This is a genomic window from Streptomyces sp. NBC_01260, assembly GCF_036226405.1.
In the GTDB taxonomy this organism is placed as follows: Bacteria; Actinomycetota; Actinomycetes; order Streptomycetales; family Streptomycetaceae; genus Streptomyces; species Streptomyces laculatispora.
Map to the genome: position 1 here is coordinate 1,898,218 of NZ_CP108464.1, position 17,620 is coordinate 1,915,837.

Sequence of the window (17,620 nt, forward strand, 5' to 3'; positions counted from 1 at the left end):
AACACGCTACTCGTTGCTCGGCGCGCGGTGTCCCCTCGGGGGGACAAGCGATAGGAGCCCGGCACTGCCTGCTCGGGGGTTCAAGCAGTGCCGGGTCCGTTTGATCAGCCTAGATGAACTTCACGAAACGCCGCAATACGGACACCGCCTATGGAGCGACGCGTCCATTCTTGTTGAACGCTGCATGGGTCAGCGGCATGAGCCCCGCCCAGTGCGCCTCCATCTGCTCGCCGACCATTTCGATCTCGCGCTGCGGGAAGGACGGGACCTTCGCCAGCTCGTGCTGGGTGCGCAGGCCGAGGAAATGCATCAGCGAGCGGGCGTTGCACGTGGCGTACATCGAGGAGAACAGGCCGACCGGGAGAACCGCGCGGGCCACCTCGCGGGCCACGCCTGCGGCGAGCATCTCCTGGTAGGCCTCGTACGCCTGGAGGTACGAGTCCTCCATGACGCGGCCGGTGAGCTCCTGCTGGGCCTCGGTGCCCTCGACGAACTCGTACTTGCCGGGACGCCCCTGCTGGACGAGCTTGCGGGACTCCCCCGGAACGTAGAAGACCGGCTCCAGCTCCCTGTAGCGGCCCGATTCCTCGTTGTACGACCAGCCGACGCGGTGCCGCATGAACTCGCGGAAGACGAAGATCGGGGCGCTGATGAAGAAGGTCATCGAGTTGTGCTCGAACGGGCTTCCGTGCCGGTCCCGCATCAGGTAATTGATGAGCCCCTTGGAGCGCTCAGGATCCTTGGTGACCTCCTCCAGTGACTGCTCACCGGCCGTGGAGACACGGGCGGCGAAGAGCACATCGGAGTCGCCTGCGGCATGTTTCACCAGGTCAACGGTGACATCGCTGCGGAAGCTGGGCTTTGCGGGCTCGGGGGTCTCGGTCACCGGCGGGGTCCTTCCAATGGCGTCGCTCGGGCGGCGCCCACTCTACGGGCCGCCACTGACAACGCCGTCGGCACCGCCCGTTCGAGGATTCTTTCGACCAATTCGGCGATTCGGGGCACCGATCGGGCTCGCCATACGTCTGACTCATTAGCACCACTCGAACCAGAGTTCAAGGAGAGTTTCCTCATGTTCCGCCGGCGTGAAGCCGTCCCGTTCTCTTTCGTGGCCGAGGCCGACCGATTCCGCAGCAACGTCACACCACCGCCCCGGGAACGCACCACCGTCTCCGAGCTTGCGGCCCGCAGCCTCGTCGGGTTCGCCGTGATCGCCGGACTGGCCGGATCACTGCTGCTCGGCCTTCCCGCCCTGGCACCCGATCAGTCCCCGTCGCACAGCCAGCAGACCGAGGCAGCACCGGGGCACTGACTCGTACGGGCCCCCTGGGTGGTACGGGCGGTCACCCCCTCGGTAGCCTCACCGGGCACAGCAATCGAGCGTGCTTGCGAGTGAGGATCAGTCGTGCCCCTGCCCTTCCTGACGGCCGACCGGGCGTTCGACGCGAGCGCTGAGGATGTCGCGCTGCCGTTCGACGACCACGACAGCTGGCGGCGTCCCTACCGCCCCGGACCGTGGCGGGTCGCTGCTGCGGCCGCCCTGCTGCTGCTCGCCTCGTTCATCCTGTTCGCAGGGATGATCATCGCGTTCGCCGGGGGCCTGCCCGGGGCGGGGGCATGTCTCGCGCTCGCCCTCGCGCTGATCATCTGTGCCCTGCGGATGCTGCGGATCGGCGCGTGGGTGAGCCGGCACGGCGTGCGCCGCGTCGGTTTCTTCCGGACGACGACCGTGCCGTGGAGCCGTGCCACGGCAGTCCGTACGGTGCAGCAGCCGGTGAAGTGGCTCGGGTTCCCCCGGACGGTTCAGGGTCAGGCCCTGATCGTCGTACGCAGGGGTGGCGACGCGGTGCCGCCGCTGCTCACGGACTCCAACGCGGACTTCCTGACGCGGGGCGAGGCGTTCGACCGGGCTGCCGACACGATTGAGGCGTGGGGGGACGAGTACCGGCAGCAGTAGGCATCGCCGTCCGGTGGCTGAGGGTGTCCTCAGCCACCGGACGGCTTTTTTCTGTCCTCAAACGCCGGACGGGCTTGAGGTGCCTGCCTGGCTTGAGCCGCCGGCGGCGCGGCTGCGCAGGGCGATGGCCCGTTGCATGGCCTTGCGGGCCCGCGGAGTGTCCCGGGCGTCCTGATAGGCGACAGCCAGGCGGAACCAGCAGCGCCAGTCGTCCGGCGTGTCCTCCGTCTCCGCCTGCCGGCGGACGAACGCCGCGTCGGCGGAGTCGCGGTCGATGCGGCCGCTCGGGGTGCGGGCCAGGTCGTCGACCGGCAGCCCGCCCTCCGCGTCGAGTTCGGCGGCCAGGGCGTTGGCCCGCCGGACGAACTGGGTGTTCTTCCAGAGGAACCAGATGCCGATCAGCGGCAGGATCAGCACCGCGACCCCGAAGGTCACCGTGAGCAGCGTGCCGTGCCGGATGAGCAGGACGCCACGGCTGCCGGCCAGGAGGAAGTAGAAAACCAGGACGGCAGCGGTGACGGTGTACGTGATCTTTGCGCGCATGGCGGTGGGCTCAGTCAGTTGAGGTCGAGGAAGTTTTCCAGGCCGAACGTGAGGCCCGGCGCGGTCGGCACGCGGCGTGCACCGAGCAGGATGCCCGGCATGAAGCTGCTGTGGTGCAGCGAGTCGTGCCTGATGGTGAGGGTCTCGCCCTCGCTCCCGAGCAGCACCTCCTGGTGGGCGAGCAGACCGCGGAGCCGGACCGAGTGGACCGGGATTCCGTCGACGTCCGCCCCGCGCGCCCCGTCCAGTGCCGTCGTGGTGGCGTCGGGCTGGGGTGCGCTGCCCGCCTCGCGGCGCGCCGCGGCGATGAGCTGGGCGGTGCGGGCCGCGGTGCCGGAGGGGGCGTCGGCCTTGTTCGGGTGGTGGAGCTCGATGACCTCGACCGACTCGAAGTAGCGTGCGGCCTGCTGGGCGAACTTCATCGTGAGGACCGCGCCGATGGAGAAGTTCGGCGCGATGAGCACACCGGTCTCCGGTGAGCCGGAGAGCCAGGTGTTCAGCTGCGCGAGCCGTTCGTCGGTCCAGCCGGTGGTGCCGACCACCGCGTGGATGCCGTGCCGGATACAGAAGTCGAGATTCTCCATCACCGACGCCGGGGTGGTGAGCTCGACGACGACCTGGGCACCGGTGTCCAGGAGGGTCTGCGGCTTGTCGCCGCGGCCGAGTGCGGCCACCAGCTCCAGGTCGTCGGCGGCCTCGACGGCTCGTACCGCCTCGGAGCCGATACGGCCCCTGGCACCGAGAACGGCTACGCGCAGCTTGCTCATGCTTACTTCTTTCGGGTGACGAGGTGGCTAAGGGCTGTCCCGCAATTCCCGGCGGGACAGCCCTTAGGCGACTGACTCGTGCAGACGGTCCGCCTGCTTGTCCTTGAGCGGGCCGATGACCGACAGCGAGGGACGGTGTCCGAGGACCTCGCCCGCCACCGACCGGACGTCGTCCGGCGTGACCTGTGCGATTCGGGCCAGCATGTCGTCAACCGACATCTGCTCGCCCCAGCACAGTTCGCTCTTGCCTATGCGGTTCATCAGCGCGCCGGTGTCCTCCAGGCCGAGGACCGTGGACCCGGAGAGCTGGCCGATGGCGCGGCTGATCTCCTCGTCGTCCAGTCCGTCCGCCGCGACGCGGTCGAGCTCGTCGCGGCAGATCTTGAGGACGTCGTGCACCTGGCTCGGGCGGCAGCCCGCGTACACGCCGAAGAGGCCGCAGTCGGCGAAGCCCGAGGTGTACGAGTACACGCTGTAGGCGAGGCCGCGCTTCTCCCGTACCTCCTGGAAGAGGCGGGAGCTCATTCCGCCGCCGAGGGCGGTGTTGAGTACGCCGAGCGCCCAGCGGCGCTCGTCGGTGCGGGCCAGTCCCGGCATACCGAGGACGACGTGGGCCTGCTCGGTCTTGCGGCCCAGCAGTTCGACCCGGCCCGCGGTGCGCAGCGTGCGGGAGCCCTCGCGCGGTGGCGTGGGGACGGCGTCCGTGCGGGACAGCGCGCCGGCCCGCTCGAAGGCCCTGCGGACCTGGCGGACGACCGTGGCGTGGTCGACGTTGCCCGCTGCCGCGACGACGAGGTGCGTGGGGTCGTAGTGCTTCTTGTAGAAGCGGGCGATCTGGCCGCGGTTCAGCGCGTTGATCGTGTCGACCGTGCCGAGGACCGGGCGTCCCAGCGGGGTGTCGCCGAGCATGGTGTGCGCGAACAGGTCGTGCACGCAGTCGCCCGGGTCGTCCTCCGTCATCGCGATCTCCTCAAGGATGACGCCGCGTTCGGCGTCGACGTCCTCAGGGGCGATCAGCGAGCCGGTCAGCATGTCGCAGACGACATCGATGGCCAGCGGCAGGTCCGTGTCGAGGACCCGCGCGTAGTAGCAGGTGTACTCCTTCGCCGTGAAGGCGTTCATCTCGCCGCCGACCGCGTCGATGGCGGAGGAGATGTCCAGGGCGCTGCGCTTGCCGGTGCCCTTGAAGAGGAGGTGTTCGAGGTAGTGCGTCGCGCCGTTCAGGGTCGGGGTCTCGTCGCGTGATCCGACGTTGGCCCAGATCCCGAAGGTGGCGGAGCGTACGGAGGGCAGGGTCTCGGTGACGATCCGCAGGCCGCCGGGAAGTACCGTGCGGCGGACCGTGCCGATGCCGTTGGTGCCCTTGAGAAGCGTTTGGGTACGGGCGACGGCCCGCGCCTCCGAGGAGGTGCGGGCCGTCGTCACGGAACTACGGGACGTCACTTGGCGGCGTCGTCCTTCTTCTCGTCCTCTTCACCCTCGACGACCGGGATCAGCGAGAGCTTGCCGCGGGAGTCGATCTCGGCGATCTCGACCTGGACCTTGGCACCGACGCCGAGCACGTCCTCGACGTTCTCCACGCGCTTGCCACCGGCGAGCTTGCGGATCTGCGAGATGTGCAGCAGGCCGTCCTTGCCGGGCATCAGGGAGACGAACGCACCAAAGGTGGTGGTCTTGACGACCGTACCCAGGTAGCGCTCGCCGACCTCCGGCATGGTCGGGTTGGCGATCGCGTTGATCGTGGCGCGCGCGGCCTCGGCCTGCGAGCCCTGCTGGGCACCGATGTAGATGGTGCCGTCGTCCTCGATCGTGATGTCGGCGCCGGTGTCCTCCTGGATCTGGTTGATCATCTTGCCCTTGGGGCCGATGACCTCACCGATCTTGTCCACCGGGATCTTGACGGTGATGATCCGCGGGGCGTTCGGGGACATCTCGTCCGGGACGTCGATGGCCTCGTTCATCACATCGAGGATGTGGAGGCGGGCGTCACGGGCCTGCTTCAGCGCGGCGGCCAGGACCGAGGCGGGGATGCCGTCGAGCTTGGTGTCGAGCTGGAGCGCGGTCACGAACTGCTTCGTGCCGGCGACCTTGAAGTCCATGTCACCGAACGCGTCCTCCGCACCGAGGATGTCGGTGAGGGCGACGTAGTGGGTCTTGCCGTCGATCTCCTGCGAGATCAGGCCCATGGCGATACCGGCGACGGCGGCCTTGAGGGGCACACCGGCGTTCAGCAGCGACATGGTGGAGGCGCAGACCGAGCCCATGGACGTCGAGCCGTTGGAGCCCAGCGCCTCGGAGACCTGGCGGATCGCGTAGGGGAACTCCTCGCGCGACGGCAGCACCGGCACGATGGCGCGCTCGGCGAGCGCGCCGTGGCCGATCTCGCGGCGCTTGGGCGAGCCCACGCGGCCGGTCTCACCGACGGAGTACGGCGGGAAGTTGTAGTTGTGCATGTAGCGCTTGCGGGTCACCGGGGAGAGGGTGTCCAGCTGCTGCTCCATACGGAGCATGTTGAGGGTGGTGACGCCCAGGATCTGGGTCTCGCCACGCTCGAAGAGCGCCGAGCCGTGCACGCGCGGGATGGCCTCGACCTCGGCGGCGAGCGTACGGATGTCCGTGACGCCGCGGCCGTCGATGCGGACCTTGTCCTTGATGACGCGCTCGCGGACCAGCTTCTTGGTCAGCGCGCGGTAGGCACCGGAGATCTCCTTCTCGCGGCCCTCGAAGGCCGGGAGGAGCTTCTCGCCCGCGATCTCCTTGATGCGGTCGAGCTCCGCCTCGCGCTCCTGCTTGCCGGCGATGGTGAGCGCCTTGGCGAGCTCGGTGCTGACGGCCTTGCTGAGCGCCTCCAGGACGTCGTCCTGGTAGTCGAGGAAGACCGGGAACTCACCGGTGGGCTTGGCAGCCTTGGCGGCGAGGTCGGACTGGGCCTTGCAGAGCGCCTTGATGAAGGGCTTCGCGGCTTCCAGACCGGCGGCGACGACCTCTTCGGTCGGGGCCTCGGCGCCGTCCTGGACGAGCTGGATGGTCTTCTCGGTGGCCTCGGCCTCGACCATCATGATCGCGACGTCGCCGTCTTCCAGGACGCGACCGGCGACGACCATGTCGAAGACGGCGTCCTCGAGCTCGGTGTGCGTCGGGAAGGCGACCCACTGGCCCTTGATCAGGGCGACGCGGGTGGCGCCGATGGGGCCGGAGAAGGGCAGGCCCGCCAGGATCGTGGAGGCGGAGGCGGCGTTGATCGCGACCACGTCGTACAGGTGGTCGGGGTTGAGCGCCATGATCGTCTCGACGATCTGGATCTCGTTGCGCAGGCCCTTCCTGAAGGAGGGGCGCAGCGGCCGGTCGATCAGGCGGCAGGTGAGGATCGCGTCCTCGGAGGGGCGGCCCTCCCGGCGGAAGAAGGAGCCGGGGATCTTGCCGGCGGCGTACTGCCGCTCCTCGACGTCCACCGTGAGGGGGAAGAAGTCGAGCTGGTCCTTGGGCCGCTTGGAAGCGGTGGTGGCCGACAGCACCATGGTGTCGTCGTCCAGGTACGCGACGGCGGAGCCGGCGGCCTGCTTGGCCAGGCGGCCCGTCTCGAAGCGGATGGTGCGGGTGCCGAAGGTTCCGTTGTCGATAACGGCCTCGGCGTAGTGGGTCTCGTTCTCCACTAGTGATTTCTCCATACTCGTCGTCTTTCGTCCTGTCGCCCGTGTGGCGCAGGACGGTGCGGAGAGGCGCACCGGGTGTGCGGGGCCGGTCTTCGATCGAAGCTCCCGGGCGTTGTCCCGGGGGCCACTACCGAGGACCGGCGGCGGCCGTGGGGCGCGCCTCTCCTCGTCTGGTGTTGTACGTCCAGGTTACTGAGCTTGACCCCAGTCCCGCACGTACGGCAAAGGGAGCGGCCCCCTGGATGTGGGCACCGCTCCCTTTCACAGCGTCTTTACTTGGCGCCGCCGGCCGCGCCACGGCGGATGCCGAGGCGGTCGACGAGCGCACGGAAGCGCTGGATGTCCTTCTTGGCCAGGTACTGCAGAAGGCGGCGACGCTGGCCGACCAGGATCAGCAGACCACGACGGGAGTGGTGGTCGTGCTTGTGCGTCTTGAGGTGCTCCGTCAGGTCCGAGATGCGGCGGGAGAGCATGGCCACCTGAACCTCGGGGGAACCGGTGTCGCCCTCCTTCTGCGCGAACTCGGTCATGATCTGCTTCTTCGTAGCGGCGTCGAGCGGCACGCGGTACTCCTCTAGGTGTTCGATGCGCCCACGAGTGCCCCTGGTCTTGATCTCAGGGGAGCTTGAGTGACTCGGGAGCGAAGGTCCGATGAGCGCAGCTCCCAGAGCGAACCGGGAACGCGTACACAAACGGCCACAGCCAGACTACCAGCCGTTCGGAGCGGCCCCGACGGGCCTCAGCTCGTGAGGGCCCTGGCCCTGGCGAAGACGTCGAGGACGGCCAGGCAGAGCGGGACCAGGGAGAGCAGGAGCGCGCTCTCGGCCAGGTCCAGGAGCCGGCCCCAGAACGGGGAGAGGCCCTTGCGCGGCACGATCAGGGCGACCGCGACGAGCAGGGCGGCGCCGGCGGCGACGGCTGCGCAGAGCCACATCGTACGGAGGTCGAGGGAGCCGCGGTCGCCGTACCGGGTCAGCTCGTCCAGCAGGTCGGCGGGCGGGTTCAGCGCGAGGCCGAGGATGAGCAGGGCGATCGCGCCGACGCCCCCCGCCAGCAGGCAGACGATCTGCGAGGTGTAGCGGAAGAGCCGGGCGCGCAGCAGCAGCGCGAGTCCTGCCGCCAGGGCGAGCAGCCGGCCCCAGGGACTGTCGGAGAAGCCGAGTACGGCGGCGGCCGCGACGACGACGGCCGCGCACCCGCCGGCCAGGCCGAGCAGCAGCTCGTGGCCGCGGCGGGCCCGGTCCGCGATGCCGTCGGCGTCGACGGGCGGGCCCGGGGTGCCGGGCGCGGCGTCCGGGGAGCCGAGATGGTCCCCGTAGCCGCCCGGGGCGGAGCGCGGTGCGTCGTATCCGATGGGCAGCCGGGCGAAGCGGGCGGAGAGGCCGGGGAGAAAGGCGACGAGTCCGAGGCCGACCGGGGCGCAGACGGCGGCGGCCCTGGTGGCGGAGGTCTCGGTGAGTATCGCGGCGAAGGCCGCCAGGGTGCCGGCGGTGGCGAGGAAGGCCGTCGCGACGAACGGGGCGTCGCCGCTGGGGGTCAGGGCGACCAGCACGACGGAGGCGATCAGTACGGCGACGCAGCCGAGCAGGAACTGCAGCCTGCCGGGTCCCTGGCCGGCGTCCGGCCCGATGACGCCGGAGCCGGCGACGAGGACGAGGGGCAGGGCTCCGAGGCCGGCCGCGACGGCGGCGGCGCGGTCCGTGTAGACCCGGGCGCGTACCCCCGCGAAGGCGGTGAGCAGCACTCCCGCGGCGCCGGCGACGATGCCGGGCAGGCCGTGCGTGTCGTGGCGGACCGGGTCGGCGGACCAGAGGACGAAGCCGAGCAGGACGAGGAGCAGGACGGCCCCCGCCAGGCCCGCGCCGCGCAGCAGGTCGTCGCTCCAGAGGTGGCGGTCGCGGCTGACGGCCGAGGCGACGGCGTCGGAGACGTCGTCGAAGACGGCGGGCGGCAGGGAGTGGGCGAAGGGGCGCAGCAGCAGGAGTTCGCCGTCGAGAACCTGCTGGGCGGCAAGGGTCCGGGCGCCGTCGAGGACCGTGCCGTCACGGCGTACGAGGTGGTGTCCGGTGGGGGTGCCGGCCGCCTGGGTCCGGCCCGTGAGGCGGAGGATCTCGGGGTAGACGTCGGCGACGGCGATGTCCTCGGGCAGCGCGACGTCGATCCGGCTGTCGGGCGCCACGACAGTGACACGGCAGAAGCCGGTCGCCGCAGTCGTACTCACGTGTCTGGTCCCCCTGATTCGCGGTTGCGCACCGTGCGCGCGCAACCCTACCGGGAGGGGGAAAGAGGCCTCGGCACGTAGGATCACCGTCGCGCGGAGGACAAGTCCGCGAGCAGAGGCAGCCATTGGGGCGCCGGTGCGGATCCACCCGGCCCTTCGCCCGTCCGCACTGAGGGATTGATGTTCCGGTGAGCCAGATCGTCGTGAAACGACCGCCGCGGTCCCTGCCGCCGGAAGTCCCCGCGGACGAGTTGACGTTGATGGCCCCTCCCGAACTGCCGCGCGGGCAGCGGGAGGGCCTGCTGATGCAGCTTCTGCCGGTGCTGGGCATGGGCTCGTCGGTGGTCTTCTTCTTCTCGCCGCAGGCTCCCCCGTTCATGCGGATCATGGGTGTGCTGATGCTGGTGTCGACCGCCGGCATGGCCATCGCGCAGCTGGTGCGTCACCGGCGGGGTTCGCAGGGGCAGTTGGCGGATGTCCGGCGTGACTACCTCAAGTACCTGGCGAGGACGCGGATGGTGGTGCGCGGGACCGCGCGTGCCCAGCGGGACGCACAGTTGTATCTGCACCCGGCTCCCGAGCAGCTGTGGTCGGTGGTCGCCGAGGGCGGCCGGGTGTGGGAACGGCGGATCGGCGACGAGGACTTCGGCGAAGTGCGGCTCGGGCTCGGGAGGCAGCGGCTGGCGACGCCGCTGTCGGCGCCGGACACCGCTCCGCCGGATGAGCTGGAGCCGCTGTGCGCGGGCGCGATGCGGCGTTTCCTGGCGGTGCACGGCTCGCTGGACGGGCTGCCGGTGGCCGTCTCGATGCGGGCGTCCTACCGTGTGACGGTCTGCGGCCCGGCGGAGTCGGCGCAGTCCGCGGCGCGGGCGATGGTGGCCCAGCTGGTGACGCTGCACTCCCCCGAGGACCTGGTGGTCGCGGTCGTGGCGGGACCCGGTGCGGTGGCGCGCTGGGAGTGGACCAAGTGGCTGCCGCACGTGCAGGTGCCCGGTCAGGTCGACGGGGCCGGCTCGAAGCGGCTGTTCGGGAACGGCCTGGGTGAGCTGGAGCCGTTGCTGGCGAACCGGCTGGAGGGGCGGCCGCGGTTCGGCCGCGAGGCCCGGCCGCTGCTGGACCGGCCGCACGTCGTGGTGGTCCTGGACGGCGCCGCGGTGCCGCCGGACTCGCGGTTCGCCGCGGCCGAGGGGCTGCAGGGCGTGACGATCGTCGAGGTGGCGCCGGACGGGCCCGACAGACCGCGCGACGGTCTGTCCGTGGTGGCGCGGCCCGGCCTGCTGCGGCTGGAGTCCGGTACGGGGCCCGCGCACGAAGGGGTGCCGGACGGCATCTCGCTGCCGGCGGCCGAGGCGCTGGCCCGGCAGCTGGCGCCGCTCAGGACGGGCGGGGGCGAGGACGACGAACCGCTGCTGGCCGATCTGGACTTCACCGATCTGCTGGATCTGGGTGACGCGGGCTCGGTCGATGTGGCGCGCGGCCGGCGGCCGCGGTCGGACTCCGAGCGGCTGCGGGTGCCGATCGGGGTCGGCGAGGACGGTCTGCCGGTGATGCTGGACCTCAAGGAGTCGGCGCGGGACGGCATGGGGCCGCACGGGCTCTGTGTCGGTGCGACGGGTTCCGGGAAGTCGGAGCTGCTGCGGACGCTGGTGCTGGGGCTCGCGGTCACGCACCCCTCCGAGACGCTGAACTTCGTGCTCGCGGACTTCAAGGGCGGTGCGACGTTCGCCGGTATGTCGCACCTGCCGCATGTGGGCGCGGTCATCACCAACCTGGCCGATGACCTGGCGCTGGTCGACCGGATGGGCGACGCGATCCGCGGTGAGCTCCGGCGCCGCCAGGAGCTGCTGCGCTCGGCGGGCAACTACGCGGGCATCCACGACTACGAGAGGGCGCGGGCGGCGGGTGCGGCGCTGGAGCCACTGGCCTCGCTGATCCTGGTCATCGACGAGTTCTCCGAACTGCTCACCGCCAAGCCCGACTTCATCGACATGTTCATCCAGATCGGCCGGATCGGCCGTTCGCTGGGGGTGCACCTGCTGCTGGCCTCGCAGCGGCTGGAGGAGGGAAAGCTGCGGGGTCTGGAGACGTATCTCTCGTACCGGATCGGGCTGCGGACGTTCTCGGCCGCGGAGTCGCGCACGGCGCTGGGGGTGCCGGACGCCTACCACCTGCCGTCCGTGCCCGGCTCCGGCTACCTCAAGACCGGTACGGACGAGATGACGCGGTTCAAGGCGGCGTACGTGTCGGGGGCGTACCGCACCGGCGGTTCCGCTCTGCCCGCGGGACGGCTTCTGGCCGAGCGGCGGGCCGCGGTCTTCAGCGCGCTGCCGGTGCCTGTGGACCACGCGGCGCCGGACCCGGGGCCCGCGCCGGCGGCCGCCGAGGACGACGCGCTCGCCGACACCGTCCTCGATGTGATCGTGCGGCGGCTGGAGGGGCAGGGGCTCCCCGCCCACCAGGTGTGGCTGCCGCCGCTGGACCGGGCGCCGACGCTGGATCAGCTGCTGCCGGGGCTCGCCGCGTCCGACGGCCGCGGGTTCACCGCCACGGGGTACGGCCGGCCCGGCGGGCTGACCGTCCCCCTCGGTCTGGTCGACAAGCCGTTCGAGCAGCGGCGCGAGGTGCTGCACCTGGACTTCTCCGGCGCGGCGGGGCACCTGATGGTGGTCGGCGGTCCGCGGTCCGGCAAGTCGACGCTGCTGCGTACGCTGATCGCGTCGTTCGCGCTCACCCACACCCCGCGCGAAGTGCAGTTCTACGGAGTCGACTTCGGGGGCGGGGGACTCGCCTCGCTGGCGGACCTGCCGCATGTCGGGGCGATGGCCTCGCGGCTGGACCCGGAGCGGGTGCGGCGTACGGTCGCCGAGGTGGCGGGGGCGCTGGCCGGGCGCGAGGAGTTCTTCCGGGCCCACTCCATCGACTCCATCGCGGCCTACCGGCGCAGGCGCGCACTCGGTGAGCTGCCCGGCGAGGCGTGGGGCGACGTCTTCCTGGTCATCGACGGCTGGAGCGGGCTGCGGACCGAGTACGAGGGGCTGGAGCAGGTCGTCACCGACATCGCCGCGCGCGGCCTCGGCTACGGCGTCCATGTCGTGCTGTCGGCCGCCCGCTACCTGGAGGTGCGCGCCGCGCTGAAGGACCAGATCCTCGGGCGGCTCGAACTGCGGCTCGGCGATGTCATGGACTCCGAGTTCGACCGTGGGGTCGCCGCCCGGGTTCCGGCCGGGGTGCCCGGCCGTGGCCAGGTGGCGGAGAAGCTGCACTTCATGGGTGCGCTGCCGCGTATCGACTCGGTGGCGGGCGCGGCGGATCCGGCCGACGGCACGGCCGCGCTGACCGCGGCGGTGCGGGCGGGCTGGACGGGTGCGCCGGCCCCGGCCGTACGGCTGCTGCCGCGCAGGCTGCCCGCGGATCAGCTGCCGAAGGGGTTCGAGTTCCCGGACCGGGGCATCGCGATCGGTATCGACGAGACGGAACTGGAGCCGGTGTTCGTCGACTTCGACACCGATCCCTTCTTCCTGGTCTTCGGCGAGAGCGAGTCGGGGAAGACCAATCTGCTGCGTCTGATCGCGAAGCAGATCGCGGAGCGCTACTCCCCCGACGAGGCCAGGTTCGTCGTCGGCGACTACCGGCGGTCGCTGCTGGGCGCGCTGCCGGAGAGCCATCTGCTGGAGTACGCGCCGACGGCGAGTGCGATGCGGATGCACATGGAGGCACTGGCGGGTGTGTTCGCGCGCAGGCAGCCCCCGGCGGATGTCAGTCCGCAGCAGCTGCGCGACCGCAGCTGGTGGACCGGTCCGCGGATCTTCGTCGTCGTCGACGACTACGACCTGGTGGCGACGGGCGCGGGCAGTGCGCTGGCCCCGCTGACGGAGTACCTGCCCTTCGCCCGGGACACCGGGGTGCGTTTCGTCATCGCGCGCAGTTCGGCGGGGGCCTCGCGCTCCATGTACGAGGCGTTCATGCAGCGGATCAAGGAGCTGGGCGCGCAGGGGGTGGTGCTGTCCGGCGATCCGGCCGAGGGCGATCTGATCGGGTCGGTGCGCGGACGGCCCATGCCGCCGGGACGCGGGTACTTCGCCACCCGGCGCCGGGGGAACCCGCTGGTGCAGACCGGGCGGCTGCCCGGGCGAGGCTGACGCGGCGCGGCGCATGAGAGCACACAACCATGCCGCGCGCTGCGAAATGGCTGACCGGATCCCTCGTCGGCACGGGCCCTGTACGGTGCCGTGCAGAGCCACCGTACGGAGAGGAACCCTTGACGATGGGCACGCAGGCGGAGAAGGACGAGCTGTACGCACTCGACATCTCGGGGGTGGAATGGCTGAGTGCGCCCGGCACCGAAGAGGCGGAGGAGCGGGTCGAGATCGCGCATCTGCCGGGCGGGGCGGTGGCGATGAGGTCCTCGCTGGATCCGGAGACCGTGCTGCGGTACACCGAGGCCGAGTGGCGCGCCTTCGTACTGGGCGCCCGGGACGGCGAGTTCGACCTCACGTAGCGAAGCGGCGGGGCAGCGGGGCAGCGGCGGGCCACGGTCGCGCTCGCACTCGCGGTACGCACAATGGGCACGTTCGGGTGAACGTGCCCATTGCCGTGTGTGTCCGCCGGGTCTGCGCGACCGGTGGTCAGTACGCCTCGGTGAACAGGCGGGAGGACTTGAGGTCCGTGAAGCGGTAGTGGTCCTTGCCGGACTCGACGATCCTCGCCACCTGCTCCAGGCGGCGCTTCATGTCGTCGGCCCTGCCCCGGTACTTGTTCTGGAGCGTCACGTACTCGCTGTGCGCCTCACCGTCCCAGGTGTCGGTGACGACCTTGAGCGCGGTGTCCATCTCTTCGAGGTCGCGGCAGATGTTCTGGGACACCGCACGGATGCGGTTGGCCATCTCCTGGACGCTCTCGTACCTGACCTTGGTGTGCGGGTCGTGGCCCATCCGACTTCTCCTCTGGTCTCGGCTGCCGGCTCGGCTGTGGTTGAAGATGTGCGGCTGTGGGGTTCAGACGCCGTTCAGCCCGGAGGTGTTGGCCGGAGCGGCCGGTTCCTTCACCGAATTGAAGGCCGCGCGGACCTCCTCGTCGTTGGCGTTGCTGAGGTTCTTCGTGGTGCCCACGGCGTGGTGCAGCACATTGAGGAGGCGGCGGATCCCGTCGTGGTCCTCGTTGATCACGAGCTGCGCGGAGGTGAATCCCGAGGCGCCCGCGCCGGTCCATCCCGCACCGGCCGTCGCGAGGATGTCGGCCAGCTCCCTGGACTGTCTGGACACCGCCTCGGCAGTGTTGATGATCTTGTTCTTGGCCTGGACGATCGGATCGTCGGCAAGTCCGAAACCGCCTGCGGGGCTGGTCATCCGGAGGTCCTGTCTCTCGGTTCGCAGACCTGTCCGCCGAGCGCGGCCAGGTGGCCGGTAGTGAAGTCCCGTACCGGCCCGGCCATTTCACCATCTCTCCCCGGCTGCGGCTTTTGCCCGGGGAGCCGCGTTGACGTGCCTTGACGCGTACTGGCGCGCCTCAGCGGGCGCGCGGGCCCCGGCGTCGCCGGATGTCGCGCGCGACCGTCGCGGTGCCGGCTACCACGCCGACGAGTACGGCCGCGGCCGCCAGCGCGTAGGCCGCGTACCGCTTGCTTCGCTCCTGCGGGGTCCGCGACATCGACAGGTGCGCGGGTTCGGGGGCCTGGGCCCTGGCGGGCGGCGGGTCCGGGCGGGGTGCGTCCTGCGGGGCGTCGTCGCCGGACAGGGCGCCCACCGGGTCGACGACGCCCCAGCCGACGAAGTCGTCGTGGCCGTTGACGGAGCGCTCGGCGGTCTGCTCGATCCGGGCGACGATCTGCGCCGCCGTCCAGGCCGGGTACTTGGCGCGCATCAACGCGGCGACGCCGGTGACGTAGGGCGCGGAGAAGCTGGTGCCGTTGTCGGTGCACTGGCCGTTGCCGGGGACGGTGGAGACGATGTCGACGCCGGGTGCGGCGACCCCGACGAACCCCCCGGCCTGGGAGAAGGGGGCGCGTTCGTTGTTGCGGTCGGACGCGGCGACGGCGAGGACGCCGTCGAAGGCGGCGGGATAGGTGCGCTTCGGCCGGCCGTCCATGCCGTCGTTGCCCGCGGAGGCGACCACCACGATGTCCCTGCCGATCGCCCGGGCCACCGCCCGGCCCAGCACGGAGTCCTCGGTCAGCGGCCGGGTGGTGTCCTGGGAGATGTTGATGACCTCGGCACCCTTCGCGATCGCGTGGTCGATCGCGGCGGCCATCGTGGTGTCCTTGCCGCTGTTCTTCTCGTCGTTCTGGCGGATCGGGATGATGGTGGCCTCGGGGGCCAGGCCGACGAATCCGGTGCCGCCGCGGGGGCGGGCGGCGATGATGCCGGCCACCTTGGTGCCGTGGCCGACCTGGTCGACGGTGCCGTCGGTGCCGCCGCCCGGCAGGAGATCGGCGCCCGCGGAGGCGTCCACGGCCGAGGTGAGCTGTGGGTTGGTGTCGTCCACCCCGGTGTCGATGACGGCGACGCGGACACCCTTGCCCCTGGTGTCCTGCCACAGCTCGTCCAGGAGCACGCGCTGGAGCGGCCAGGGGCGGCCCTCGAACTGCTTCTTCATCGGAAAGGTGCACACGCCGCCGCCGTCTATGCGCAGGTCCCCGGCGCCCGGATCGGCGTACGCGGCCCGCGGACCCGCGAGTGCGGCCGCGGCGGCCACCGCGGCGGCCGTCAGCAGGACCGTCTTCCGGTACGGCGTCATCTTCTCCCCCTGCTCTTCGGTTGCCGCCCGCCCGGGACTGTCACGAACCCTGGGGCCGGCGGGCGCTGTTGGTGTCGAGCCGGGGGCCCTTGGACAGGAAGTCCGACCACTCGATCGGGACGAGGGCGGGTGTCACCTTCTCGTATCCGAGCCGGATCTGCGCCTCGCCGGGTTCGGGGCGCCCGTCCGGCCCGTTCGCCGCCCCGGCGGTGCCGATGCCGGAGCGCTCGGCGTCGCTGTCGCCGTTCGCCTGAACCGCGTACCGCAGTCCGGTGTCGGTCACCAGGAAGAGTGATCCGTCCGGGCTGGTCTGCCGGCCCCGGACCTGGGTGTAGAGGAGGCCGCTGCCCGGAGTGACGTACGTGCTGGTGCCGGCCGCCCCGACGGAGGCGGGGTACGAGGTGCCCGCCCAGGTGCTCAGGGTCGTCGCGCCGCCGCCGTCCGCCCTGCGCAGCACATTGCAGACGGTGTCGCGGCCGGAGCTTCCGGCGCCGGTGGCATTGACCCGCTCGGCCCGGTGCGCCGGCCAGTGCGCGGCCTGGCCGGTGAAGGGGACGGGGTCGGGCACGAAGTCCTGGAGGCCGACGGTGCGCGCCTCGCCGTCCAGGTCGAGTGCGGCGGTCTGCGGGGAGTTGATCAGCAGCCAGGCGGTGAACTCGGAGACCGGCCGGACCTTCCCGCCGAGGACGACGTAGTACGCGGTGCCCTCTCCGTTGCGGGTCCGCAGCACCGTGCCGATCCGGTTCTCCTGCGCGGAGAGCCGTCCTTCGACGTGCGCCGGGGCGCCGGCGTTGCCGGGGATCCGGGGGAAGACGATCGGGCTGCCGTCGTGCAGGGTGGCCAGCCAGTCGTCGGTGACGGGCTGCGGCTGTGCGCTGCCGACGAGGGCGCCGGTCAGATGGCCGAGGTCGGCCGCGGTCTCGTCGATGCGGTACTTGGTGCCGCGGGCGTCGACGAGGTAACGGGTCCGGTCCTGGCCCCTGACGTAGAGCGTCTGGCCGCCGGTGAGCCTGTTCGCGCCCTCCGTCAGCCCGTTGTCCCGTTCGGCGAGGACGAAGGCGGCCTTCTGCACGCTGTTGCCTTTGCCGCCCGGCTGCACGCACACGGCCCAGCGCTTCGCCGTACCCGCGTCCTTGGCCTCGGGCAGCCGGTCGGGGGCGTACGGAATGCCGAGGACCGGTCCGCGCGGGGGCTTTCCCGCGTCCAGGATGTCGTCGGCGACCTGCACGACGTCGTAACTCTGCGGGGTGAGCAGCAGCCTGGCCGACGCGAGGTTCAGCACGGGGTGCAGCAGGGTCTTGCTGTTCTTGCCCCGGCCGGTGGTGAGCACCACGTAACGGGTGGTCGACTTCTTGCCGACGATCACGTTGGTGCCGGGCCGGTCCCAGTCCGTGGGGGCGGTCGGCCTGAACATGCCGACGGCGCCGAAGCCCGCGAGGATCAGGGCCCCGGCGACCACGCCCGGCAGGACAGCGCGCAGCGGGCGCGGGGCGCCCTCGTCGGAGCCGGTCGGTGAGGGCCGGAGGAAGGCCGCCACCATGCGTCTCTTCGCGAATGTGTACGCGTTGAGCTCGTCCCGCCGCGATGCCATGAGTCCGTCCGTCCCCCGTGCTCTCCCCGCGCGGCTCCATGAGCGGCCGCGTCCGACGCCCCGCACCGGGCCTCCGCCCCGCCCGACCGGCCCCCTACTATGCCTGTCGCCGGTGGGGGTCCGCGGGCCGGGTAGGGTGATCCAGCCGCCGGAGCC

Annotated in this window: 15 protein-coding genes; 4 read left to right on the plus strand and 11 right to left on the minus strand. The window is 71.1% G+C overall.

Annotated elements, in window-relative coordinates:
• Positions 1-148: 148 nt before the first annotated feature.
• Entirely contained in the window at positions 149-886 is a 738-nt protein-coding gene (gene thyX / locus OG322_RS08235) for an FAD-dependent thymidylate synthase (protein ID WP_123462680.1), read from the minus strand.
• Between the two features lie 186 nt (positions 887-1,072).
• On the opposite strand from thyX, the gene OG322_RS08240 reads away from it, so the two are divergent.
• Together OG322_RS08240 and OG322_RS08245 are read left to right on the plus strand one after the other, a co-directional pair.
• Complete coding sequence (locus OG322_RS08240) at positions 1,073-1,312, plus strand: hypothetical protein (RefSeq protein ID WP_123462678.1); 240 nt, start codon at positions 1,073-1,075, stop codon at positions 1,310-1,312.
• Positions 1,313-1,405: 93 nt separating this feature from the next.
• A complete protein-coding gene (locus OG322_RS08245; protein WP_123462676.1) occupies positions 1,406-1,957 on the plus strand; it encodes a hypothetical protein in 552 nt (183 codons plus the stop codon).
• 57 nt (positions 1,958-2,014) lie between these two features.
• On the opposite strand, the gene OG322_RS08250 is transcribed toward OG322_RS08245, so the two are convergent.
• The 6 genes from OG322_RS08250 to eccD form a co-directional block, all read right to left on the minus strand.
• Positions 2,015-2,500 (minus strand): tetratricopeptide repeat protein, encoded by a 486-nt coding sequence (locus OG322_RS08250; RefSeq protein WP_123462674.1) that lies wholly within the window; start codon positions 2,498-2,500, stop codon positions 2,015-2,017.
• A 14-nt stretch (positions 2,501-2,514) separates the two neighbouring features.
• Entirely contained in the window at positions 2,515-3,267 is a 753-nt protein-coding gene (dapB, locus tag OG322_RS08255) for a 4-hydroxy-tetrahydrodipicolinate reductase (RefSeq protein ID WP_329306259.1), read from the minus strand.
• A 63-nt stretch (positions 3,268-3,330) separates the two neighbouring features.
• A complete protein-coding gene (locus OG322_RS08260) occupies positions 3,331-4,710 on the minus strand; it encodes a M16 family metallopeptidase (RefSeq protein WP_329306260.1) in 1,380 nt (459 codons plus the stop codon).
• Positions 4,707-6,920: a polyribonucleotide nucleotidyltransferase gene (locus OG322_RS08265; protein ID WP_123462669.1), complete on the minus strand. Its 2,214-nt coding sequence runs from the start codon at positions 6,918-6,920 to the stop codon at positions 4,707-4,709. The genes OG322_RS08260 and OG322_RS08265 overlap by 4 nt, the downstream gene beginning before the upstream one ends.
• A 272-nt stretch (positions 6,921-7,192) precedes the next feature.
• Positions 7,193-7,483: a 30S ribosomal protein S15 gene (gene rpsO / locus OG322_RS08270; protein WP_018551846.1), complete on the minus strand. Its 291-nt coding sequence runs from the start codon at positions 7,481-7,483 to the stop codon at positions 7,193-7,195.
• Between the two features lie 176 nt (positions 7,484-7,659).
• Positions 7,660-9,141, minus strand: a complete 1,482-nt coding sequence (gene eccD, locus OG322_RS08275; protein ID WP_123462666.1) for a type VII secretion integral membrane protein EccD — start codon at positions 9,139-9,141, stop codon at positions 7,660-7,662.
• Positions 9,142-9,329: 188 nt separating this feature from the next.
• Between eccD and eccCa the strand changes: the two genes are divergently transcribed.
• Together eccCa and OG322_RS08285 are read left to right on the plus strand one after the other, a co-directional pair.
• Entirely contained in the window at positions 9,330-13,280 is a 3,951-nt protein-coding gene (gene eccCa / locus OG322_RS08280; protein ID WP_329306261.1) for a type VII secretion protein EccCa, read from the plus strand.
• Positions 13,281-13,405: 125 nt separating this feature from the next.
• Positions 13,406-13,639, plus strand: coding sequence for a DUF397 domain-containing protein (locus OG322_RS08285; protein ID WP_123462661.1), 234 nt, complete (start codon positions 13,406-13,408; stop codon positions 13,637-13,639).
• A gap of 127 nt (positions 13,640-13,766) precedes the next feature.
• On the opposite strand, the gene OG322_RS08290 is transcribed toward OG322_RS08285, so the two are convergent.
• From OG322_RS08290 to eccB, 4 genes are all read right to left on the minus strand, one after another.
• The gene (locus OG322_RS08290) at positions 13,767-14,072 is read right to left on the minus strand and encodes a WXG100 family type VII secretion target (RefSeq protein WP_123462658.1); all 306 of its coding nucleotides are present in this window, start codon (positions 14,070-14,072) and stop codon (positions 13,767-13,769) included.
• A 63-nt stretch (positions 14,073-14,135) separates the two neighbouring features.
• On the minus strand, positions 14,136-14,486 hold the full coding sequence (locus OG322_RS08295; protein WP_123462656.1) for a hypothetical protein: 351 nt from the start codon (positions 14,484-14,486) through the stop codon (positions 14,136-14,138).
• Positions 14,487-14,646: 160 nt separating this feature from the next.
• Positions 14,647-15,873: a type VII secretion-associated serine protease mycosin gene (gene mycP, locus OG322_RS08300; protein ID WP_123462654.1), complete on the minus strand. Its 1,227-nt coding sequence runs from the start codon at positions 15,871-15,873 to the stop codon at positions 14,647-14,649.
• Between the two features lie 40 nt (positions 15,874-15,913).
• Complete coding sequence (gene eccB, locus OG322_RS08305) at positions 15,914-17,464, minus strand: type VII secretion protein EccB (RefSeq protein WP_123462651.1); 1,551 nt, start codon at positions 17,462-17,464, stop codon at positions 15,914-15,916.
• Between the last annotated feature and the right edge of the window lie 156 nt (positions 17,465-17,620).